Origin of the sequence: Klebsiella sp. D-Nf1, from assembly GCF_002810515.1 — a bacterium.
Classification (GTDB): domain Bacteria; phylum Pseudomonadota; class Gammaproteobacteria; order Enterobacterales; family Enterobacteriaceae; genus Klebsiella; species Klebsiella variicola.
The window spans coordinates 527997-550460 of sequence record NZ_PIOK01000003.1; the positions used below are offsets into that span (position 1 = coordinate 527997).

A 22464-nucleotide genomic window follows, 5' to 3' on the forward strand; every position below is an offset into this window, starting at 1 on the left:
ATTTATTCCTTTAAATTAAGATTAATAAACAACGTAGCTGAAAGGGTCGATAATGACTGAATTAATACCTCCACTGTAATGAAAAGCCCATATTCAGGGCGTCGCTATGAAACTTATCCGGCTTACTGAGCGGGGTGCTAATAAACAGATCGTATTGCGTTGACCATAATTGTCCGCGCAGGCCGCTGACGGCGCCGGAGAGCACTTTGCCTTTTTGATACAGATCGGCGCCGATAAGGCGACCCACATCCGCGCCCAGATAGAATTGCCGCTCGTGGGTGGGCAGATCCCAGATAAAATCGTTGCGCCAGTACCATCCCTGATTGCCGGACAGGCTGTTTTCACCGTCAAAACCGCGCACGCTCCAGCGGCTGCCAATATTGAATTTATTATCGGAAGCGAGTTTATCCGGACTGAACTGCGCGCTCACTCGCGGAGCCCAGGTAAATTTGTCGCCGGTGGCGTCAAATTTCATCATCGCCTGCAGATTGCCATGGACGATACGCGACAGCGGGCTGTATAGCCCGGCTTTCTCTTCTGGCGTTGGCATCGAGCTGAGCCACGGCAGACTGCGCTGGATGCCGATGCTGGCATCGACAATCTTTTTATTAAAGTAGTGCTGGTGGTTGAGGGTGAACTCCCAGGCGGGCGTTTGCTTGCGCATTACCTGTAGTTCACTGCCGCCGAAGTAATAATGCGAGGTGCTCTTGGCAATCCGCAGATCGGCGGTGGTTTTTTGCTGCCGGGTGTGGGAGAGCAAACGGCTCAGCGTGGCGCTGTAGTAGCGATTCTTGCTCTTATAATCCATCGTCGACCAGTTGCCGTTAAACTGCTGGCGATACTGGCTGTATGCTCCGTAGGCGCTCAATGACCAGTAGCCGAAGGGAATAGAATAATACAGGCTGCCGTTGTGGTTACCGTCGTTATGCTGATTGAATTCAATATCGCCCCCGCCGGAAAGGTACAGGATATCGTTGAGAGTGGTCAGGTCGTAGAGATAGAGGGCGCCGCCGGCCTGGTAGCGGCCGCTGGCTTTGCTGCCGGCGTCGTCAAGCCAGGCGCCAAGCTGCCATTTTTTCTCCAGGCTGCGGGCAATCTGGATATCGCTTTCCCCCTCGTGCTGCCCCGGCAGCAGTTTCATGTGCGCGGTGGCGCCGGGCAGGCGCTGCAGATTGACCATGCCCTGCTCGAGGTCGCTTAAGCGCAGGATCGTGCCGGAAGAGGTTGGCAGTGAATTCCACAAGCGGGTGGTGTCTGAGCCGTCGGCATAGTCGATAGCGCCCACTTTGCCATAGTGCAGCGTCAGCCTGAGAATGCCTTGCTCCAGCGACTGGGAGGGCACATCAATCAGGGAGGTGATGTAGCCTTGCGCGATCAGCTCATTTTGCAAGGTATAGGCCAGCAGACGAATGCCTTCACCGCCCAGACAGCGCCCCTGCGCCTGCTGCGCCGTTTTCGCCAGTAATTGGCGGGTAAGCATCTGGTTATCGGAATCGATATCGACCCGGTTGATCAATTTGCAATGCGTTTCCTCAGGAAAAGGGATACCCTGCGGCGCCACGCGCTGTTGTGAAGACTGAAAATCCTGTTGCTGCGGCGTCAGCGCCTCCTGACGGGCTTTATCCTGCTCCGTCTGGTGAGCAGAGGTGGTCAATTGTGTGGCCCCGGCGGCTGAGGTGCCCGCCAGCGTGATACACAGCAGCCCGGTGAGCGTGCGAGATTGAATTAACATGAAGCAATATCCATTTGTTTCATTGGTTCGGTGACGCATCAGTTATCCTGCGGGTGGCAGAGAACACTGATGGTCTTTATTTCGGCGCAGGCGAGGTCAGGCAAGAATATTATATTCAATTAATAAAATAATCGTGCGACGAACCTGTTACGAGGCGTTATATGCTAGCGGTGGTAGTGAGGCAGATCCACGAATTCATTATTGAATTCTTTATGAATTGATCGATTTAATAAATAAGTTCAGGTTTTATCGGTGAGGTTTATTTAGTACGTAAATGGTAGTGGCGATAACCAGCCGCATAAATAATATTGACGAATAACATGGCGGGAAAGATAAGCTGCGCATACCGGGCGGTATGCGCAGAGAAAAACCATTAATGAAGTATTTTGGCGAGGAAATCTTTGGCGCGATCGGATTGCGGATTGGCAAAGAAGGCTTCTTTATCGGCATCTTCGACAATCTTCCCTTCATCCATAAAGATCACCCGGTTCGCCACCTTGCGGGCAAAGCCCATTTCATGGGTCACAACCATCATGGTCATCCCCTCGTTGGCCAGTTCGACCATGACGTCCAGCACCTCGTTGATCATCTCCGGATCAAGCGCTGAGGTGGGTTCATCAAACAGCATGGCGATCGGGTCCATACACAGGGCACGAGCAATGGCCACACGCTGCTGCTGGCCGCCGGAGAGCTGTGCCGGATATTTTTCCGCATGCGCCGCCAGGCCAACGCGCTCCAGCAATTTGAGGCCCTTCTTGCGCGCTGATGCTTTATCGCGGTTAAGCACTTTGACCTGAGCCAGCGTCAGGTTGTCGATAATCGACAGATGCGGGAACAGTTCAAAATGCTGAAATACCATCCCGACGTGCGAACGCAGTTTGGCCAGATTGGTCTTTTTATCGTTAACCACGGTGCCGTCGACGATAATCTGCCCCTGTTGCACGGGCTCAAGGCCGTTTACCGTTTTAATCAGCGTGGATTTACCCGAGCCTGACGGCCCGCAGACCACCACGACTTCGCCTTTTTTCACTTCCGTGGAGCAATCGGTCAGCACCTGAAAGTGACCATACCATTTTGAAACATTTTTCAGGGTAATCATTACACAGTCCTTTTCTTCAACCAGCTGACCAACAGCGAGGCGCTGAGACTAATCACAAAATAGACGCCGCCCGCGAACAGGATCATTTCGACCTGGGTTCCGTCACGCTCGCCAATCGTGGAGGCGGTACGGAAGAAGTCGGCGAGGCTCAATACATACACCAGCGAGGTATCCTGGAACAGGACGATCCCCTGGGTTAGCAGCAGTGGCACCATGGCGCGGAAGGCCTGTGGCAGGATCACCAGCCGCATTGACTGCCAGTGGGTCATCCCCAGCGCCAGCGCGGCGCCGGACTGGCCGCGGGAGATGCTCTGGATGCCGGCGCGGATAATCTCTGAGTAGTAGGCGGCTTCGAACATCGAAAAGGCCACCATCGCCGAGATCAGGCGAATATCCGTCTTCGGCGACAGGCCCAGCACGTTCTGCAGGAAGCCCGGGACAATCAGGTAGAACCACAGCAGGACCATCACCAGTGGGATAGAGCGGAACACGTTGACGTAGGTTTTAGCAAACCAGGCCAGCGGCAGAAAGCTGGACAGGCGCATCACCGCCAGCAGGGTGCCCCAGACGATGCCGAAAATAATGGCTATCACCGTAATTTTCAGGGTGATCACCAGCCCCGCCAGCAGATAGGGCATGGACGGAACGATCGAACTCCAGTCAAAATCGTACATTATTTGCCTCCCAGATTGCCAGGCAGGCGAACCTTACGCTCGACCACATACATAATCAGCATAATCACCGCGTTGATGAAGACGTAGGCCAGGGTGATGGCCGTAAAAGACTCCCAGGCATGAGCGGAGTAGTCCAGCAGTTTGCCCGCCTGCGCGGCCATATCGGCAAGACCGATGGTAGAGGCGATGGCCGAGTTCTTCACCAGGTTCATCATTTCCGAGGTCATCGGCGGCACGATAACGCGATAGGCGTTCGGCAGCAGCACGTAGCGGTAGGTTTGCGGCAGGGTCAGGCCCATCGCCAGACCGGCGTTCTTCTGCCCGCGCGGCAGCGACTGAATGGCGGCGCGAACCTGTTCGCAGACGCGCGCGGCGGTAAACAACCCCAGGCACAGCATGGAGGAGACAAAGAACTGAATGTTCGGATCCAGCTCGGATTTAAACCACATGCCGATATTTTCTGGCAGGAATTCCGGCACCACCAGGTACCAGGTAAAGAACTGCACGATCAGCGGCACGTTGCGAAACAGTTCGACATAGCAGGTGCCAATCCCTGAGAGCAGACGATTGGGGACCGTGCGTAAAATGCCAAACAGTGAGCCGACGAGAAAAGCGATGATCCAGGCCGAGATGGAGAGGGCGACGGTTATCTGAAAACCGCTCCACAGCCAGCCCAGGTAGGTAGTGTTGCCGAAGGGGGCCTGTTGCAGGAAAATCCCCCAGTTCCAGTCTATTGACATACATGACTCCTGGAAAAAAAAGGGTAGCCATTGCTACCCTCGAAGACGGTTGTCCAGCTTGTTTCGGTATTCGCGGCGGCTGGGGAACGACCAGCCACCGTATAGTCTGTCCGTGCTGTGACAATCATCGGGAGGGCAGGATATCCCGCCCCTGGTTGTTATAATTAGTTCAGTGCTTTGTCATTAGGTGATTTGAACAGCGCTTTCATGTCGTCAGACAGTTCGAAGTTCAGGTTAAGGTTTTTCGGCGGAATTGGATTTTTGAACCATTTATCAAACCATTTCGCCGCTTCACCAGAGGTCTGGGCCTGGGCAACGGTTTCATCGACCAGCGCTTTGAACGACGGATCGTCTTTACGCAGCATGCAGCCATAGGCTTCTTTCGACTGCGCAGTGCCGACGATTTCCCAGTTATCCGGTTTCTTCGCCTTCGCGCGTTCGCCCGCCAGCAGGGCGTCATCCATCATAAAGGCCACGGCGCGTCCGCTTTCCAGGGTGCGGAAAGAGTCGCCATGATCTTTGGCGCTGATAATGCGCATATTCATTTTTTTCTCATCGTTCAGCTTATGCAGCAGGATCTCTGAGGTGGTTCCGGAGGTGACAACAACGGCTTTGTCTTTCAGGTCCGGGAAATCTTTGATCGGACCGTCTTTCTTCACCAGCAGACGGGTGCCGACCACGAAGATGGTATCGGAGAAGGCGGCCTGTTTCTGGCGCTCGAGGTTGTTAGTGGTTGAGCCGCACTCGAAATCAAAGGTGCCATTCTGCAGCAGCGGGATACGGTTCTGCGAGGTGACCGGGATCAGTTTGACCTGCAGGTCAGGTTTATTCAGCTTTTTCTTGATGGCATCAACGATGGCGTTGGAATAGTCCTGAGAGTAGCCCACAACCTGCTGCTGGTTATCGTAGTAAGAGAAAGGGACTGAAGATTCACGATGACCGACAACGATAACCCCATTTTTGGCGATCTTATCCAGGGTGCTCTGGCCTGCCGCCGGGGCGGCATCTTCTGCGTGTGCCACACCGGCGGTCACACCCATGACCAGCATTGCGGCGGCCAGTTTACGTAATTGCATATCCAACTCCTTATCCGTAGCGTCAGCGACGCTATTGATACCCATTGTGATTGTGTGTGTTGTTATTCGGGGCACGCGTCCACGTGCCGCATTTGTATGTGTTTGTTAGCATTTAGTTTGGCTTAATGTAAAGATTTTGCTGTTTTATTGTTTATTTTTGCGAAGTGCTCCGCACCAATGGGAGGCAAATATCTTCCATTGCACCAAAATAGCGCGACCGCCGAACGTTTATGGTGCAACCCGGTTGCACTGGGTCGGACGATGTCGCTACCAGGGAAAATAAAGCAATGACTGTGCCAGGATGGCAAACAGGGTGAGAAAAAACGCCGGCGACGGGCGTCGCCGGCGGAGAGACTTATCGGCGACGCTGACGCAGGCTCATCAGCAGCGCAGCGAAGCCAAACAACGCCGTCAGCGCCCATAGCGGCCAGTTGCCGGTGCGGGCATAGGGGGTTAAGCCGCTGGTGGGTGTCACGGTGGTCGTCAACACTTCGCGGGTAAACTGCGGGATCATCTTCTGGATCTCGCCGCGCGGGCCGATCACCGCAGTAATGCCATTATTGGTGCTGCGCAGGAGCGGTCGGGCCAGCTCCAGCGCACGCATCCGCGCCATCTGGAAGTGTTGCCACGGACCGATGGACTTACCGAACCAGGCGTCGTTGGAGATGGTCAGCAGGAAGTCGGTGTCCGGCCGGAAGTTATCGCGTACCTGTTCCCCGAGGATGATCTCGTAGCAGATGGCGGCGGTCAGCTTCAGGTTATGTGCCATCAGCTGCGGCTGCACGTAGGGGCCGCGGCTGAAGGAGGACATTGGCAGGTCAAAGAACGGCGCCAGCGGACGCAGAATCGATTCCAGCGGCACAAACTCACCGAACGGCACCAGATGGTTCTTGTTGTAACGGTTGGTCGAGTCGTAGCGGTACGGGTTATCTTTACCGAGGGTAATGATGGTGTTGTAGGTATCGTAGCGGTTCTGCTTATTGAGACGCGCATCGACAATGCCGGTGATCAGCGAACTGTCTTTTGCGCGCAGCAGATCGTCCATCATGCTGAGGAACTGCTGCTGGTTGATCTCCAGATCCGGAATCGCCGACTCGGGCCAGATAATCAGCTGCGAGTGACCGATATGCGGCTGGGTCAGCGCCAGGTACGTTTTCAGGGTGTTGACCAGCTGCTTCTCGTCCCACTTCATGGCCTGCGGAATGTCGCCTTGCACCAGCGAGACCTGGGTCGCGCGCTCCGGCAGCAGCTGATACCACTGGATATAGCGCAGCGGGAACGGCAGGGCGAACAGCAGCGCGGCAATAGCCAGCGGCTTCCAGTTGCGCTGGACGAGGGCCAGGGCCAGCAGGCCGCTAACCATCATCAGCAGGAAGTTGATCGCCTCGACGCCCATCACCGGCGCCAGGCCTTTCAGCGGGCCGTCAATCTGGCTGTAGCCGAACTGCAGCCACGGGAAACCCGTCAGCACCCAGCCGCGCAGGAACTCGGTGATTTGCCAGACGACGGGGGCGGCGATAGCCACCCGCAGCCAGCTGGTTTTGGGCCACAGCCGGGCGAGCAGGCCGGCAAACAGGCCGGTATAGAGCGAGAGATAAGCCGCCAGCAGAACGACGAGGAAGACGTTAACCGGACCTGGCATACCGCCGAATTGCGCGATGCTGACATAGACCCAGTTGATACCGGTGCCAAACAGCCCGAATCCCCAGAAATAGCCGATCCCGGCGCTTTGCAGCGGACGTCGGTTGAGGGTCAACGCCTGCAGACCGGCCAGCGAAACGATAGCGGCCGGCCAGAAGTCATAAGGTGAAAAAGCCAGCGTTCCGCTGGCTCCGAATAGCAGCGCCAGCAGCAGACGTACGCGCTGACGTTCAAGAAGAGAGGCAAATACCATTTAGGCTAATCGTCCCGTAAATTAACGCCTGTTGCCACAGGCTATGCTGTTTGCCAGCAGGGAGAGGGGACAGCCGGGGATCGCCCACGGTCTGTCTCCCGGCTGGCCGTGACCTTCAGCGCCGCGGCTTACTCTTCCAGCTTCGGCTGGGGAGCGTCATCGGGCAGCTTTACATGCACCTGAATGATACGACGGCTATCTGCCATTGCTACCTTGAATTGGTAACCATCAATGTCGATAGATTCGCCGCGAGCCGGCAGATGGCCGAAGGCCTGCATCACCAGCCCACCAATGGTATCCACTTCTTCATCGCTGAAGTGCGTGTCGAAGGCGTCGTTGAAGTCTTCGATGGAGGCCAGAGCGCGCACCGTCCAGGTGTGGCGGCTCAGCTGGCGGAAATCAATATCTTCTTCTTCGTCGTATTCGTCTTCAATTTCCCCGACGATGAGCTCAAGGATATCCTCGATGGTCACCAGGCCGGAGACGCCGCCGAATTCGTCAATAACGATCGCCATATGGTAGCGCTGTGAGCGAAACTCTTTCAGCATGCGGTCGACCCGCTTGCTTTCCGGGACGACAACCGCCGGCCGTAACACTTTTTCCATGCTGAAGGCTTCGGCATCGCTGCGCATAAACGGCAGCAGATCCTTAGCCATCAGAATCCCTTCGATGTGATCTTTGTCTTCACTGATGACCGGGAAGCGCGAGTGAGCGGATTCGATGATGACATCAAGGCACTCGTCCAGCGTCTGGTTGCGTTTCAGGGTTATCATTTGTGAACGGGGGATCATAATGTCGCGGACCCGCTGGTCGGCGATATCCATTACCCCTTCGAGCATGTCACGCGTATCTTCATCGATAAGATCGTTCTGCCCGGAATCACGGATCAGCGCCAGCAGTTCATCACGGTTTTTCGGTTCTCCGTGAAAAAGCTGGCTGAGTAACAGGGAGAAAAATCCCTTTTTGCTGTTTACTGTGTCACTACTGTGTGAATTGTCGTCGCTCATGGCGTCGTTTGGGTTCTCATGTTGATTTAACTGTCGCTCGTCGCGCGTAAACTCAGCGCCGGACGGCATGGGTTGCCTGACGATCAGGCTGGTACAATGCAGGAACAGCGGCCGGATGCGGCGCAAGCGCCGCCATCCGGCAGGGGGCTATTCAGCAATCTTCTCGGAAATGTACGGGTCCTCATAGCCCAGAGCAAGCATTATCTCTGTTTCGAGGCCTTCCATCTCTTCCGCTTCGTCGTCTTCGATATGATCGTAGCCCAGCAGATGCAGGCTGCCGTGCACCACCATATGGGCCCAGTGTGCTTCCAGCGGCTTCCCTTGCTCGCTGGCTTCCTGCTCCACCACCTGACGGCAGATGATCAGATCGCCGAGCAGCGGCATTTCAATCCCCGGCGGCGCTTCAAACGGGAAGGAGAGGACGTTGGTCGGCTTATCCTTGCCGCGGTAGGTCAGGTTCAGCTCGTGGCTTTCTGCAACATCGACCAGACGAATCGTTAACTCTGACTCCTCCTGAAATGGCGGAATGACGGCATCGACCCAGCGTTGAAAAAGGGCTTCGTCCGGCAGGCCGCTGGTCTCTTCGCAGGCCAGCTGTAAATCGAGGATCACCTGACTCATTTTTGCTCCTGTTCCTGGGCTTCGCGTTTTCGCTCGGCGGCCAGTTCTGCTTTACGTTTCTGGTCTGCGGCTTCCCACGCCTCATAGGCGTTCACGATGCGGGCAACCACCGGATGGCGCACCACGTCTTCGCTATGGAAGAAGTTGAAGCTGATCTCATCGACTTCGGCCAGCACTTCGATGGCGTGGCGCAGACCGGATTTGGTGCTGCGCGGCAGGTCAATCTGCGTGATATCGCCGGTGATCACCGCCTTGGAGTTAAAGCCGATGCGGGTCAGGAACATCTTCATCTGTTCAATGGTGGTGTTCTGGCTTTCATCAAGAATGATAAAGGCGTCATTCAGCGTTCGTCCGCGCATATAGGCCAGCGGGGCCACTTCGATGACGTTACGCTCAATCAGCTTCTCTACTTTCTCAAAGCCGAGCATCTCAAACAGCGCGTCATACAGCGGGCGCAGATATGGGTCGACTTTCTGGCTCAGATCGCCGGGCAGGAAGCCGAGCTTTTCGCCAGCCTCGACGGCCGGACGGGTCAGCAGAATACGGCGGATCTCCTGACGCTCCAGCGCATCGACCGCCGCCGCCACCGCCAGATAGGTTTTACCTGTACCCGCCGGGCCGACACCAAAGGTAATGTCGTGATCGAGAATATTGGCGATGTACTGCGCCTGGTTCGGCGTACGCGGTTTGATCACCCCGCGCTTGGTCTTAATATTGACGGCTTTCCCGTACTCCGGCACGCTCTCGGCGCTCTGCTCCAGTACGCGCGCCTCTTTGATCGCCAGATGGATCTGCTCCGGCTCAATATCCTGAATCTGACCGCGCATCGGCGCCGTATCGACATACAGGCTGCGCAGAATATCGGCGGCGGCGTGTACGCAAATGGCGCGTCCGGTCAGTTTAAAGTGATTGTCACGGCGGTTGATCTCAATGCCTAACCGACGCTCCAGCTGTTTGATGTTGTCGTCAAACGGGCCGCACAAGGCTAACAGGCGTGCGTTATCCGCTGGCTCCAGGGTAATTTCACGAGTGTCTATGTTCAAACTGTTCCTCTTTACGCAGGTGGCCGGACGCGGCGCGTGGCCGGCTAATCAGGAAATTATTTACGTCACAGGAAAATGGCGCAAGCATTGCTGTAGATATAGGGACGGAGAGAGGAATTACAAGGCCTGCCGGAACCGACAGGCCTGAAGGGATCACGGCTGATAGATACCCACGCCAAGATCGTTCTCTTTACGGGTGCGGGCAATCACTGATTCAGGTGATTCAGCGATGCGCAGACCCATCTCCGCTTCGGTACGCACGATTTTGCCGCGCAGCGAGTTGGTGTAAACATCGACGATTTCAACATCGACGAATTTACCGACCATATCCGGCGTACCTTCGAAGTTGACCACGCGGTTGTTCTCGGTGCGCCCGGAAAGCTCCATCAGGCTCTTACGCGACGTGCCTTCCACCAGGATGCGCTGTACCGTGCCGAGCATGCGACGGCTCCAGGCCATTGCCTGCTGGTTGATCCGCTCCTGCAGAATATACAGACGCTGCTTTTTATCCTCCTCCGGCACATCATCGACCATATCGGCCGCCGGGGTGCCCGGGCGAGCGGAGAAGATAAAGCTGTAGCTCATATCGAAATTGACGTCGGCGATTAGCTTCATCGTCTTTTCGAAATCGTCTGTGGTTTCGCCAGGGAAGCCGACAATAAAGTCGGAGCTTATCTGAATATCCGGGCGCGCCTCACGCAGCTTGCGAATAATCGCTTTGTACTCCAGCGCGGTATGGGTGCGTCCCATCAGATTCAGAACCCGGTCAGAACCGCTCTGCACCGGCAGGTGCAGGAAGCTCACCAGTTCCGGCGTATCGCGATAGACCTCGATGATATCGTCGGTAAATTCGATCGGGTGGCTGGTGGTGAAGCGAATACGGTCGATGCCGTCGATGGCGGCGACCAGACGCAGCAGATCGGCAAAGCTGCCGGTGGTGCCGTCGTAATTCTCACCGCGCCAGGCGTTAACGTTCTGGCCCAGCAGATTGACCTCACGCACGCCCTGCGCCGCCAGCTGGGCGATTTCAAACAGGATATCGTCGCACGGGCGGCTGACCTCTTCTCCGCGGGTGTACGGCACCACGCAGTAGGTACAGTATTTGTTGCAGCCTTCCATAATCGAAACAAAGGCGGTCGGGCCGTCGGCGCGCGGCTCTGGCAGGCGATCGAACTTTTCAATTTCCGGGAAGCTGATATCCACCACCGGGCTGCGGTTGCCGCGCACGGCGTTAATCATCTCCGGCAGGCGGTGCAGGGTTTGCGGCCCGAAAATAATATCGACATAGTGCGCGCGCTGGCGAATATGGTCGCCTTCCTGGGAGGCCACGCAGCCGCCAACGCCAATAATCAGGTCCGGATTCTTCTCTTTCAGCAGCTTCCAGCGTCCGAGCTGATGGAAAACTTTTTCCTGGGCCTTCTCACGAATTGAGCAGGTATTGAGCAACAGCACATCTGCTTCTTCCGCCACTTCGGTCAGTTGATACCCATGTGTCGCATCCAGCAGATCGGCCATCTTTGATGAATCATACTCGTTCATCTGACAGCCCCAGGTTTTAATATGGAGTTTTTTTGTCATTGACTTGCTCATGCTCAGTAATAGATATCCAAAACGCGGGGATATATACAGGGTGAATTTCGCTTTCCAGGGCGCGTATTGTAATGCTTTGGTCGCCCCCTGACCAGTGCGAGCGTTATCACCGCAAGGGGACAAAAAATCCGGTAAACTTAACGGATTCTGCTTTAAGGATAATAGCCATGACAATTCACGCAACAGATGTCGCCATCGTGGGCGGCGGCATGGTCGGCGGCGCCCTGGCGTTAGGGCTGGCGCAACAGGGATTTACCGTGACGGTGCTTGAGAAAGCGGCGCCACCGGTTTTCGATCCGGCATCCGCCCCGGATGTGCGGATCTCGGCTATCAGCGCGGCTTCGGTCGGCCTGCTGAAGAGCCTCGGCGTCTGGGATGCCGTAAGGGCGATGCGCGTCCACGCTTATCGTCGTCTGGAGACCTGGGAGTGGGAGAGCTCGCACGTCGCCTTTGACGCCGCAGAGCTCAAACTGCCGGAACTGGGCTATATGGTCGAGAACAAGGTCCTGCAATGGGGCCTCTGGCAAGCGCTGGCGGCGCATGAAGGTGTCACCCTGCGCGTTGGTAGCGAACTGGAGGCGATGCAGCGCGGCGAGGCGCATACCGCGCTGCATTTACGCGAGGGGGAGGCGATCCACGCCCGGCTGGTTATCGGCGCCGACGGCGCCAATTCCCAGGTGCGGGAGATGGCCGCCATCGGCGTACACGCCTGGCAATATCAGCAATCCTGTATGCTGATCAGCGTCGAATGCGCCGACGATCCCGGTGACAGCACCTGGCAGCAGTTTACCCCCAGCGGACCGCGCGCCTTCCTGCCGCTGTTCGACAACTGGGCCTCGCTGGTCTGGTACGACACGCCGGCGCGGATCCGTCAGCTGCAGGGCATGACCATGGTGCAGCTCCAGCAGGAGATCGCCAGTCACTTTCCGGCACGGCTGGGTCGTGTGACGCCGCAGGCGGCGGGTGCTTTTCCGCTCACCCGGCGTCATGCGCTGCAGTATGTCCAGCCCGGCCTGGCGCTGGTGGGCGATGCGGCACATACCATTCATCCGCTGGCGGGGCAGGGGGTTAACCTTGGCTACCGCGATGTGGATGCCCTGCTGGAGATCCTGGCGGAAGCGCGCGGTCGAGGCGAAGACTGGGCCAGCCTGCCGGTGCTGAAGCGCTACCAGGCGCGGCGGCGAGCGGATAATTTTATCATGCAGTCGGGGATGGATCTGTTTTATGCCGGATTCAGTAATGACCTGGCGCCGGTGCGGATGCTGCGCAATATTGGCCTGATGGCGGCTGAACGCGCCGGGGTATTGAAGCGCCAGGCGCTGAAGTATGCGCTAGGCTTGTAAAACTGACTTCCCGGGCAGGGGCGGAGTGGAAAGCGCCTGCCCGGCAGTCAGTACCGAGTATGGTCGTCAGGACGCCAATAGCAAAAAAGCCCACCGAAGTGAGCTTTTTTGCATTTAAGTGGCTGGGGTACGAGGATTCGAACCTCGGAATGCCGGAATCAGAATCCGGTGCCTTACCGCTTGGCGATACCCCAATTGTCTGTTGCGCTTTACCGTAACTACCCCGGTTGAGGGCAACAGTGCGTTCATTGCTGAGCGACTTTTTAATTTGGCTGGGGTACGAGGATTCGAACCTCGGAATGCCGGAATCAGAATCCGGTGCCTTACCGCTTGGCGATACCCCAACAAATTGTTTACGGATTTATCGATGTGTATCGATACGTCCTGAATATGGTGGCTACGACGGGATTCGAACCTGTGACCCCATCATTATGAGTGATGTGCTCTAACCAGCTGAGCTACGTAGCCAAATTGTCTTACTGTTTCTTCGATGGCTGGGGTACCTGGATTCGAACCAGGGAATGCCGGTATCAAAAACCGGTGCCTTACCGCTTGGCGATACCCCAATACCGTCGCGGTGAACCGCAAATATCGAAGAAATATGGCTGGGGTACCTGGATTCGAACCAGGGAATGCCGGTATCAAAAACCGGTGCCTTACCGCTTGGCGATACCCCATCCGTACAACGCTGACTGGTGAATGGTGCGGGAGGCGAGACTTGAACTCGCACACCTTGCGGCGCCAGAACCTAAATCTGGTGCGTCTACCAATTTCGCCACTCCCGCAAAAAAGATGGTGGCTACGACGGGATTCGAACCTGTGACCCCATCATTATGAGTGATGTGCTCTAACCAGCTGAGCTACGTAGCCATCTTTTTTCGCGTAACCTTATCGGCGTTGCGGGGCGCATTATGCGTATTGGGCCTGCGAGCGTCAACCTCTTTTTCAAGGAAAATCGTTGTAATGTGACTGTTTGGTTAGGTTGCGAACAGCTCGCTGCAATATTCGGCAATTATTGGTTATTTATCGTTTTTCAGCGGTATAAATCCTGCAAAAAGAAAACGGACCCCGGAGGGTCCGTTTGGCGTTTCAGCACCCGTCAGGGCTTATTTGTAGGCCGACTGGTGGACGCCCACCGCGCGGCCTGATGGATCGTTCATGGTCTTGAACGCTTCATCCCACTCAATGGCTTTCGCTGAAGAGCAGGCCACTGACGGACCGCCAGGGACACACTCTGCCGCGCTCGGCAGCGGGAACAGCTCTTCGAAGATCTCGCGGTACAGATAGCCTTCTTTGGAGGTCGGCGTGTTGTACGGGAAACGGAAGCTCGCCGTTTCCAGCTGCTGATCGCTGATCTGCTTCGCGGCCACTTCTTTCAGCGTATCGATCCAGCTGTAGCCGACGCCGTCAGAGAACTGCTCTTTCTGCCGCCAGGCAACGCTGGCCGGCAGGTAGGATTCAAAGCATTCACGCAGCACGTGTTTTTCCATTTTGCCGTTGCCGCACATCTTATCCTGCGGGTTGATGCGCATCGCCACATCGAGGAACTTCTTGTCGAGGAACGGCACGCGGGCTTCCACGCCCCAGGCGGACATCGCTTTGTTGGCGCGGGCGCAGTCAAACATATGCAGCGCCTGCAGCTTACGCACCGTCTCTTCGTGCAGTTCTTTGGCGTTCGGCGCCTTATGGAAATAGAGGTAGCCGCCGAACACTTCGTCCGAGCCTTCGCCGGAAAGCACCATTTTGATGCCCATGGCTTTAATTTTACGCGACATCAGGTACATCGGCGTCGAGGCGCGAATAGTGGTCACATCGTAGGTTTCGATGTGATAGATAACGTCGCGGATCGCATCCAGCCCTTCCTGGACCGTAAAGTGAATTTCGTGGTGTACGGTGCCGAGGTGGTTGGCCACTTCCTGCGCCGCTTTCAGGTCAGGAGAGCCTTCCAGACCGACCGCGAAGGAGTGCAACTGCGGCCACCAGGCTTCGCTACGCTCCTGATCTTCGACGCGACGGGCGGCGAATTTCTTGGTGATAGCCGAGATGACCGATGAATCAAGACCGCCGGAGAGCAGCACGCCGTAAGGCACATCGGACATCAGGTGGCTTTTCACCGATTCTTCCAGCGCCTGACGCAGCTCGTTCTTATCGGTAACGTTGTCTTTCACCGCGTCGTAATCGAACCAGTCGCGCTGATAGTACTGGCGAATTTCGCCGTCTTTGCTCCACAGGTAGCTACCCGCCGGGAACTCTTTAATGGTGCGGCATACCGGCACCAGCGCTTTCATTTCGGAGGCGACATAGAAGTTGCCGTGTTCGTCATGGCCCATATACAGCGGAATAATACCGATATGGTCGCGACCAATTAAGTACGCGTCTTTCTCGCTGTCGTACAGGGCGAAGGCGAACATCCCCTGCAGGTCGTCGAGGAACTCAGGGCCTTTTTCCTGATACAGCGCGAGGATCACTTCGCAGTCAGAGCCAGTCTGGAACTGATAGCGGTCACCATACTCCGCGCGCAGCGCCTGATGGTTGTAGATCTCGCCGTTAACGGCCAGCGCATGGGTTTTTTCGGCGTTGTACAGCGGCTGGGCGCCGGCGTTGACGTCGACAATAGACAGGCGCTCGTGCGCCAGAATCGCTTTGTCGCTGGCATACACGCCAGACCAGTCCGGACCGCGATGGCGCATCAGGCGGGAAAGCTCCAGCGCCTTTTTACGCAGCTCGCCTGCGTCAGTTTTAATATCCAGTACGCCAAAAATAGAACACATAACCTTCTCCATTACCCTGTCGTGTTTGATGTTGTGCTGGCTTCGTCTCGTGGCGAAGCCTGAGTGCGTGTTTAAGAAAATGCCGTAAAGGGGGCGCTGGCGCAAGGGTTTTGCGGCCTGAAAAAGAAAAAACGCAACTGTGATTGTTGAACAGTAAAAAAAGAGTATCTTTTGAACGGCTTTATTGAGGAATACGCATTTATAAGCCGTTTTTATTAGATGGATGACTTTTGGCAGGCGCTATAAATGAAAAACCACGTCCTGCGACGTGGTTGGCATCAGAAAATATCGATTTCCGCAACGGAAGGGTAAATCCACGATGGGCGAAACGGCATGCTGTCGATGTCATCGAGGGTGGAGACGCCGGAGAGCACCAGAATCGTCTCCAGCCCCGCCTGGAAGCCGGCCAGAATGTCGGTGCGCAGGTTATCGCCGACGATCACTGTCTGCTCGGAGTGAGCCTGCATTTTGTTCAGCGCTGAGCGGATGATCCACGGGCTCGGTTTACCGACGTAAAACGGCTTGCGGCCGGAGATCTTCTCAATGCCGGCGCACAGTGCGCCACAGGCCGGGTAGAAGCCGCGACCGTGCGTATCCGGGTTGGTGGCAATGAAGCGGGCGCCGTTGGCAACGAAGAAGGCGGCCTTATGCATCATCTCCCAGTTGAATGAACGGGTTTCCCCGACGATGACAAAATCCGGGTTCACATCGGTGATGGTAAAGCCGGCTTTGTACAGTTCGTGGATCAGTGCCCCTTCACCCACCACATAGGCTTTCTTGCCTTCCTGGCGGCGCAGGAAATCGGCGGTGGCCATGGCCGAGGTGTAAAACGCGGTATCCGGCACGTCGATGCCGGCGGTGGCGAAACGGTTGGCCAAATCCTGGCCGGTTTGCGACGGGTAGTTGGTCAGCATTACCAGCGGCATGCCTTTATCGAGGATGCGTTTGATAAACTCGGCAGCGCCGGGAACGGCGACGTTATCGTGCATCAGCACGCCGTCAATATCACAAATTATGTTTTGAATGGTCATGGTGGGTCCAGAATCATTAACAAAGACGAAACTATACTCGTCATCGATGAGGTTTCACATCTCTGGTGGGCTATGCCCGCCAGAGACAGGGGTGATGCGGATCGTTTCGCGCTATCAATAAAGAGGCGATTAGCTCTCAAGCAAGCGCTGCAGCAGCGTGCCATTGAGCATGGCGCGTTTGACCAGCGCGAAGGCGCCAATCGCTGAGCGATGGTCGAGAGTAGAGCGCACCACCGGCAGGTTCTTGCGAAACGCCTTCAGCGCCTGGGCGTTAATGCAGCCTTCGATGGCCGGAAGAAGGACCTTCTCAGCTTCCACTATTTCGCCGGCAACGACGATTTTTTGCGGATTGAACAGGTTAATCGCGATGGCGATCGTTTTCCCAAGGTGACGCCCCACGTACTCAATCACCTCGCAGGCCAGGGCATCGCCCTTGTTGGCCGCTTTGCAGATAGTTTTGATCGTGCAGTCATCCAGCGTTAGACGGCTCTGGTAGCCCTGCTCAAGCAGGTGGCGAACCCGCTGTTCGATGGCGGCATTGGCCGCGACGGTCTCGAGACAGCCGAAGTTGCCGCAGTGGCAGCGCTCGCCCAGCGGGTCGACCTGTATATGGCCTATTTCGCCGACGTTGCCGTTCCGGCCAATAAAAATGCGCCCGTTGGAGATGATGCCCGCGCCGGTACCGCGGTGTACGCGCACCAGGATGGAGTCTTCGCAGTCCTGACTTGCACCGAAATAGTGCTCGGCCAGCGCCAGGCTGCGAATATCGTGCCCGACATAGCAGGTGACGTTGAAGCGTTTTTCCAGCGCTCCGACCAGGCCCCAGTTTTCCACCGCAATATGTGGCATATAGCGGATCACGCCGCTTTCCGGATCGACCAGCCCCGGCAGGATCACCGAGATGGCGATCAGCTCGCGAATTTTGCGCTGACAGTTTTCAATAAAGGTAGCGATGATATTCAGCAGGGCGTGTTCCAGCGTTTCCTGGGTGCGCTCGGGCAGGGGAAAATGTTCCTCTTCGAGCGTCTTGCTGCTTAAATCATACAGGGTCAGGGTGGCGTCATAGCGGCCAAGCCGCACGCCGATGGCGTTGAAGTTGCGGGTTTCTGCGATGATAGAGATGGCGCGGCGGCCTCCCGTGGAGGCCTGCTGATCGACTTCTTTGATCAGGCCGCGCTCAATAAGCTGACGCGTGATTTTGGTCACGCTGGCAGGGGCAAGCTGGCTTTGTTCGGCTATCTGAATGCGCGAGATGGGCCCATGCTGGTCAATAAGGCGGTACACGGCCGCGCTGTTCAGTTGTTTTACGAGGTCAACGTTACCAATTTGAGCTTGTCCGCCTGCTGTCATTCTTTTACTTACTCAGTGACGACCTCGTTACCATTAACGATGGTCTTGGTGATTTTATAATCGCGTGTAAAAGCGGTCAGGTTAGCGACCATGCCAGGCGCAATGCTGCCGAGCTGCTTGTCCACGCCGATAGCGCGCGCAGGATAGAGCGTCGCCATGCGCAATACTTCGTCCAGTGCCACGCCGCAATGCTCAACCAGATTACGCACCCCTTCAATCATGGTCAGGGAAGATCCGCTGAGCGTGCCGTTTTCATCCACACACAGTCCATTGCGGTAGTATATTGTTTTCCCGGCAAAAATGAACTGGTCAATATTCGCCCCCGCCGGCGCGGTGGCATCGGTGACCAGGCACAGCTTGTCACCTTTCAGGCGCTTGGCGTTGCGCACGTTGGCGTAATCGACATGCATCCCGTCAACAATGATACCGCAGTAGACATCCGGCTCGTCAAAAATCGCCCCGGCCAGGCCGGGTTCGCGGCCGGTAATGTACGGCATCGCGTTATACAGGTGAGTGGCGAAGGTTATGCCGGCGCGGAAGCCCACTTTCGCCTCTTTGAGCGTGGCGTTGGAGTGACCGGCGGAGACGACGATCCCGGTGGCAACCAGTTTACGGATCACTTCCGGCTCAACGCGTTCAGGGGCGAGGGTCACCTTGGTGATCACATCGGCGTTGTCGCACAGGAAATCGACCAGCGCAGCGTCCGGTTTACGCACGTAGTCCGGGTTGTGGGTGCCTTTCTTGACGATATTCAGCCACGGTCCTTCCAGATGCAGACCCAGCGCCTGGTTCGGGTGTTTTTGCAGGTATTCACGCATCACGCGGATACCTTGCTTCATCAGATCATCACTGGAGGTAATCAGCGTCGGCAGGAAGCTGGTGCAGCCTGAACGTTCGTTCGCCTTCTGCATGATCTCCAGCGTTTCAACGGTGACCGCTTCTGGGCTGTCGTTAAACTGCACGCCGCCGCAGCCGTTCAGCTGAACGTCGATAAAACCGGGGGCAATTATTGCGCCGTTGACCGAGCGCTGCTCCATGTCAGACGGCAAATCCGCCAGCGGACAGAGACGTTCGATAAGGCCATCGGCGATAACAACCGCATGGTCATCGAGAATTTCATGACCGGTATAAACCCGGCCCTGGGTTAATGCATACATTACGACCCCCGGTATATACGCCCCATCAGGTCAGCGATCGTTCGTTTGCCGCCGGCATGATGATGCATACAAAGAAAAAGAGGGTCCCGCGCAAGTGGCGGGACACGACTACATTACAGACCTTTAATATTTTCAGCTTCTAATTCGTTGAAATATTTCAGGGTTTTCACTTTCAGCTCCATGGTGGACGGCTCGTCGCAGACAATCACCGCCTTCGGATGCAGCTGCAGGCAGGTAATGGTCCACATATGGTTGACGTTACCTTCTACCGCCGCCTGCAGCGCCAGCGCTTTCTGATGACCCAGCACCAGAATCATCACTTCTTCCGCATCCAGCAGGGTGCCTACGCCCACGGTCAACGCGTATTTCGGCACCAGATCCACATCACCATCGAAGAAGCGGGAGTTCGCCACACGGGTGTCATGGGTCAGGGTCTTAATACGGGTACGGGACGCCAGAGAAGAGGCCGGTTCGTTGAACGCAATGTGGCCATCGTTGCCCACGCCGCCCATGAACAGGTGGATTTTACCGTAGGAACGAATTTTTTCTTCATAGCGACGGCATTCCGCATCGATATCCGGCGCGTTACCATTCAGCAGGTTGATATTTTCTGCCGGAATATCAACGTGGTCAAAGAAATTACGGTGCATGAAGCTATGATAGCTTTCCGGATGCTCTTTTGGCAGGCCGACATATTCGTCCATATTAAAGGTGACGACGTGTTTGAAGCTAACCTGGCCTGCTTTATGCATTTCAACCAGCGCTTTGTAGGCGGTCAGAGGAGTGCCACCGGTTGGCAGACCCAGCACGAACGGGCGGTCCGCAGTCGGTTTGAATGCATTAATACGGTTAACGATGTGGCGGGCAGCCCATTTACCGACCTGCTCAGCGGTTACCAGGGGGATCAGTCTCATTCTTCACCTCTATAGTTAAAGTAGATTCTGGCGGATTGGCGCCAGCACTCTGAGGAGAGTATTGCAGCAACTGCGCCGACCGGGGTCAATCCGTGTTGATTTTTTGAATGATAAAATAAGTTTTCGATGTTAGCCAGTGAAAGGGAGGGGTGAATACGATATTTGGTGATAAAAGTCACAAAAAATACCCGTTTAATTTGCGATACGAATTAATTTTTCACACACTTTGCCGGTAAGTGATAAAACCGACCTTGTTACACAATAAAAAAGTGGCTTAGAAAATGAGCCTCATCGGGGTCTCATAGGGGGAATAAGATGAATATTTTAGGTTTCTTTCAGCGACTGGGTAGGGCGTTGCAACTCCCTATCGCAGTGCTGCCGGTCGCGGCATTACTGCTGCGTTTCGGACAACCAGACCTGTTGAATGTACCCTTCATCGCGCAAGCGGGTGGGGCAATCTTTGACAATCTGGCGCTGATCTTCGCGATTGGTGTGGCATCAAGCTGGTCCAAGGATAATGCCGGTTCTGCGGCGCTGGCCGGTGCAGTAGGTTATTTCGTGATGACCAAAGCGATGGTCACCATCAACCCGGAAATTAACATGGGCGTACTGGCCGGTATCATTACCGGTCTGGTGGCAGGGGCGGTGTACAACCGCTGGGCCGGCATTAAGCTGCCGGATTTCCTGAGCTTCTTCGGCGGCAAACGCTTCGTGCCGATCGCCACCGGCTTCTTCTGTCTGATCCTCGCCGCACTCTTCGGTTACGTCTGGCCGCCGGTACAGCACGCTATCCACGCGGGTGGCGAATGGATCGTCTCCGCTGGCGCGCTGGGTTCCGGTATCTTTGGCTTCATCAACCGTCTGCTGATCCCAACCGGTCTGCATCAGGTGCTGAACACCATCGCCTGGTTCCAGATTGGTGAGTTCACTAACGCCGCAGGCGCTGTGTTCCACGGCGACATCAACCGCTTCTACGCCGGCGACGGCACCGCGGGGATGTTCATGTCCGGCTTCTTCCCGATCATGATGTTTGGTCTGCCGGGTGCGGCGCTGGCGATGTATCTGGCGGCGCCGAAAGCGCGTCGTCCGATGGTCGGCGGTATGCTGCTGTCTGTTGCCATCACTGCGTTCCTGACCGGGGTAACCGAGCCGCTGGAATTCCTGTTCATGTTCCTGGCTCCGCTGCTGTACCTCCTGCACGCGGTGCTGACCGGTATCAGCCTGTTCATCGCAACGGCGCTGGGTATCCATGCGGGCTTCTCCTTCTCCGCAGGTGCAATTGACTATGTGCTGATGTACAGCCTGCCAGCGGCCAGCAAAAACGTCTGGATGCTGCTGGTGATGGGTGTGGTGTTCTTCTTCGTCTACTTCCTGCTGTTCAGCGCGGTTATCCGCATGTTCAACCTGAAAACGCCGGGTCGTGAAGACAAAGCCGCTGACGTGGTAACGGAAGAAGCCAACAGCAACACTGAAGAGGGCCTGACCCAGCTGGCGACCAGCTATATCGCCGCGGTAGGCGGAACGGACAACCTGAAAGCCATTGACGCCTGTATCACCCGTCTGCGTCTGACCGTGGGCGATTCGGCGAAAGTGAACGACGCGGCCTGTAAACGTCTCGGCGCGTCCGGGGTGGTGAAACTGAATAAGCAAACCATCCAGGTTATCGTCGGTGCGAAAGCAGAATCTATCGGCGATGAGATGAAAAAAGTGGTTACCCGCGGCCCGGTAGCGGCAGCAGCAGCCGCACCGGCTGGCAATGTCGCCACCGCAGCGCCAGCGGCTAAACCGCAGGCGGTAGCGAATGCGAAGACCGTTGAGTCGCTGGTTTCGCCGATTACCGGTGACGTGGTGGCGCTCGAACAGGTGCCGGACGAAGCCTTCGCCAGCAAAGCCGTCGGCGACGGTATCGCGGTGAAACCGACCAGCAACATCGTTGTCGCGCCAGCGGCGGGTAGTGTGGTGAAAATTTTCAACACTAACCACGCGTTCTGCCTCGAAACCAACAACGGCGCGGAAATCGTCGTCCACATGGGTATCGACACCGTGGCGCTGGAAGGCAAGGGCTTCAAACGTCTGGTTGAAGAGGGCACGGACGTGAAGGCCGGTGAGCCGATTCTGGAAATGGATCTGGACTTCCTCAACGCCAACGCGCGCTCGATGATCAGTCCGGTAGTCTGCAGCAACAGCGATGACTACAGCGCGCTGGTGATACTGGCGAGCGGTAAGGTTGTTGCCGGCCAGACGCCGCTGTATGAGATTAAAGGCAAGTAAGGCTCCTGAGTCGAGTTTATGCCTCAGCGGCGAAGGGAAACCTTCGCCGCTTTTTTTTCCAGCAATCGGCCCCATAATCCTCTTCTGATACCCATTTTACGTAACTAATAGTTGTCACTACGTCCTGCTTGTAAGATCATGTGCCGTTATA

Annotated in this window: 17 protein-coding genes and 7 tRNA genes; 2 read left to right on the forward strand and 22 right to left on the reverse strand. The window is 56.1% G+C overall.

The window, feature by feature from the left end; all coding sequences use genetic code 11:
• Positions 1-61: 61 nt before the first annotated feature.
• The 10 genes from CWM54_RS16320 to miaB all read right to left on the reverse strand — a co-directional run bounded on the left by CWM54_RS16320 (position 62) and on the right by miaB (position 11464).
• Positions 62-1732, reverse strand: coding sequence for a ShlB/FhaC/HecB family hemolysin secretion/activation protein (locus CWM54_RS16320; RefSeq protein ID WP_100697797.1), 1671 nt, complete (start codon positions 1730-1732; stop codon positions 62-64).
• Positions 1733-2105: 373 nt separating this feature from the next.
• The gene (locus tag CWM54_RS16325) at positions 2106-2831 is read right to left on the reverse strand and encodes an amino acid ABC transporter ATP-binding protein (RefSeq protein WP_008805645.1); all 726 of its coding nucleotides are present in this window, start codon (positions 2829-2831) and stop codon (positions 2106-2108) included.
• Complete coding sequence (gene gltK / locus CWM54_RS16330) at positions 2831-3505, reverse strand: glutamate/aspartate ABC transporter permease GltK (protein WP_074386537.1); 675 nt, start codon at positions 3503-3505, stop codon at positions 2831-2833. The genes CWM54_RS16325 and gltK overlap by 1 nt, the downstream gene beginning before the upstream one ends.
• Positions 3505-4245: an amino acid ABC transporter permease gene (locus tag CWM54_RS16335; RefSeq protein ID WP_061155342.1), complete on the reverse strand. Its 741-nt coding sequence runs from the start codon at positions 4243-4245 to the stop codon at positions 3505-3507. Before CWM54_RS16335 ends, gltK begins: the two co-directional genes overlap by 1 nt.
• Before the next feature lie 164 nt (positions 4246-4409).
• Positions 4410-5321, reverse strand: a complete 912-nt coding sequence (locus CWM54_RS16340) for an amino acid ABC transporter substrate-binding protein (RefSeq protein WP_061155341.1) — start codon at positions 5319-5321, stop codon at positions 4410-4412.
• A 355-nt stretch (positions 5322-5676) separates the two neighbouring features.
• Complete coding sequence (gene lnt, locus CWM54_RS16345; protein ID WP_061155340.1) at positions 5677-7215, reverse strand: apolipoprotein N-acyltransferase; 1539 nt, start codon at positions 7213-7215, stop codon at positions 5677-5679.
• A 128-nt stretch (positions 7216-7343) separates the two neighbouring features.
• A complete protein-coding gene (corC, locus tag CWM54_RS16350) occupies positions 7344-8222 on the reverse strand; it encodes a CNNM family magnesium/cobalt transport protein CorC (protein WP_004197606.1) in 879 nt (292 codons plus the stop codon).
• Positions 8223-8369: 147 nt separating this feature from the next.
• On the reverse strand, positions 8370-8843 hold the full coding sequence (ybeY, locus tag CWM54_RS16355) for an rRNA maturation RNase YbeY (RefSeq protein WP_002894722.1): 474 nt from the start codon (positions 8841-8843) through the stop codon (positions 8370-8372).
• On the reverse strand, positions 8840-9886 hold the full coding sequence (locus tag CWM54_RS16360; RefSeq protein WP_008805649.1) for a PhoH family protein: 1047 nt from the start codon (positions 9884-9886) through the stop codon (positions 8840-8842). The genes ybeY and CWM54_RS16360 overlap by 4 nt, the downstream gene beginning before the upstream one ends.
• 153 nt (positions 9887-10039) lie before the next feature.
• Positions 10040-11464: a tRNA (N6-isopentenyl adenosine(37)-C2)-methylthiotransferase MiaB gene (gene miaB, locus CWM54_RS16365; RefSeq protein WP_012542448.1), complete on the reverse strand. Its 1425-nt coding sequence runs from the start codon at positions 11462-11464 to the stop codon at positions 10040-10042.
• Between the two features lie 179 nt (positions 11465-11643).
• On the opposite strand from miaB, the gene ubiF reads away from it, so the two are divergent.
• A complete protein-coding gene (gene ubiF / locus CWM54_RS16370; protein WP_061155339.1) occupies positions 11644-12819 on the forward strand; it encodes a 3-demethoxyubiquinol 3-hydroxylase in 1176 nt (391 codons plus the stop codon).
• A gap of 119 nt (positions 12820-12938) precedes the next feature.
• Here ubiF and CWM54_RS16375 read toward each other — a convergent pair.
• The 12 genes from CWM54_RS16375 to nagB all read right to left on the reverse strand — a co-directional run bounded on the left by CWM54_RS16375 (position 12939) and on the right by nagB (position 20042).
• Positions 12939-13013: transfer RNA gene (locus CWM54_RS16375), tRNA-Gln, on the reverse strand.
• 75 nt (positions 13014-13088) lie between these two features.
• A tRNA-Gln gene (locus CWM54_RS16380) sits at positions 13089-13163 on the reverse strand.
• 47 nt (positions 13164-13210) lie between these two features.
• A tRNA-Met gene (locus CWM54_RS16385) sits at positions 13211-13287 on the reverse strand.
• Positions 13288-13310: 23 nt separating this feature from the next.
• Positions 13311-13385 (reverse strand) — tRNA-Gln (locus CWM54_RS16390).
• Positions 13386-13421: 36 nt separating this feature from the next.
• Positions 13422-13496, reverse strand: a tRNA-Gln gene (locus CWM54_RS16395).
• A gap of 23 nt (positions 13497-13519) precedes the next feature.
• A tRNA-Leu gene (locus CWM54_RS16400) sits at positions 13520-13604 on the reverse strand.
• Positions 13605-13612: 8 nt separating this feature from the next.
• Positions 13613-13689: transfer RNA gene (locus CWM54_RS16405), tRNA-Met, on the reverse strand.
• Between the two features lie 236 nt (positions 13690-13925).
• The gene (gene asnB / locus CWM54_RS16415) at positions 13926-15590 is read right to left on the reverse strand and encodes an asparagine synthase B (protein ID WP_008805652.1); all 1665 of its coding nucleotides are present in this window, start codon (positions 15588-15590) and stop codon (positions 13926-13928) included.
• A gap of 278 nt (positions 15591-15868) precedes the next feature.
• A complete protein-coding gene (locus tag CWM54_RS16420) occupies positions 15869-16621 on the reverse strand; it encodes an HAD-IIA family hydrolase (protein WP_022065694.1) in 753 nt (250 codons plus the stop codon).
• Between the two features lie 129 nt (positions 16622-16750).
• On the reverse strand, positions 16751-17971 hold the full coding sequence (gene nagC / locus CWM54_RS16425) for a DNA-binding transcriptional regulator NagC (protein WP_061155337.1): 1221 nt from the start codon (positions 17969-17971) through the stop codon (positions 16751-16753).
• 8 nt (positions 17972-17979) lie between these two features.
• On the reverse strand, positions 17980-19128 hold the full coding sequence (gene nagA, locus CWM54_RS16430) for an N-acetylglucosamine-6-phosphate deacetylase (RefSeq protein ID WP_100697799.1): 1149 nt from the start codon (positions 19126-19128) through the stop codon (positions 17980-17982).
• 113 nt (positions 19129-19241) lie between these two features.
• Positions 19242-20042, reverse strand: a complete 801-nt coding sequence (gene nagB / locus CWM54_RS16435) for a glucosamine-6-phosphate deaminase (RefSeq protein WP_012542446.1) — start codon at positions 20040-20042, stop codon at positions 19242-19244.
• A 315-nt stretch (positions 20043-20357) separates the two neighbouring features.
• Here nagB and nagE point away from each other — a divergent pair, with 315 nt between their 5' ends.
• Complete coding sequence (gene nagE, locus CWM54_RS16445; RefSeq protein ID WP_100697801.1) at positions 20358-22313, forward strand: PTS N-acetyl glucosamine transporter subunit IIABC; 1956 nt, start codon at positions 20358-20360, stop codon at positions 22311-22313.
• Positions 22314-22464: the final 151 nt, after the last annotated feature.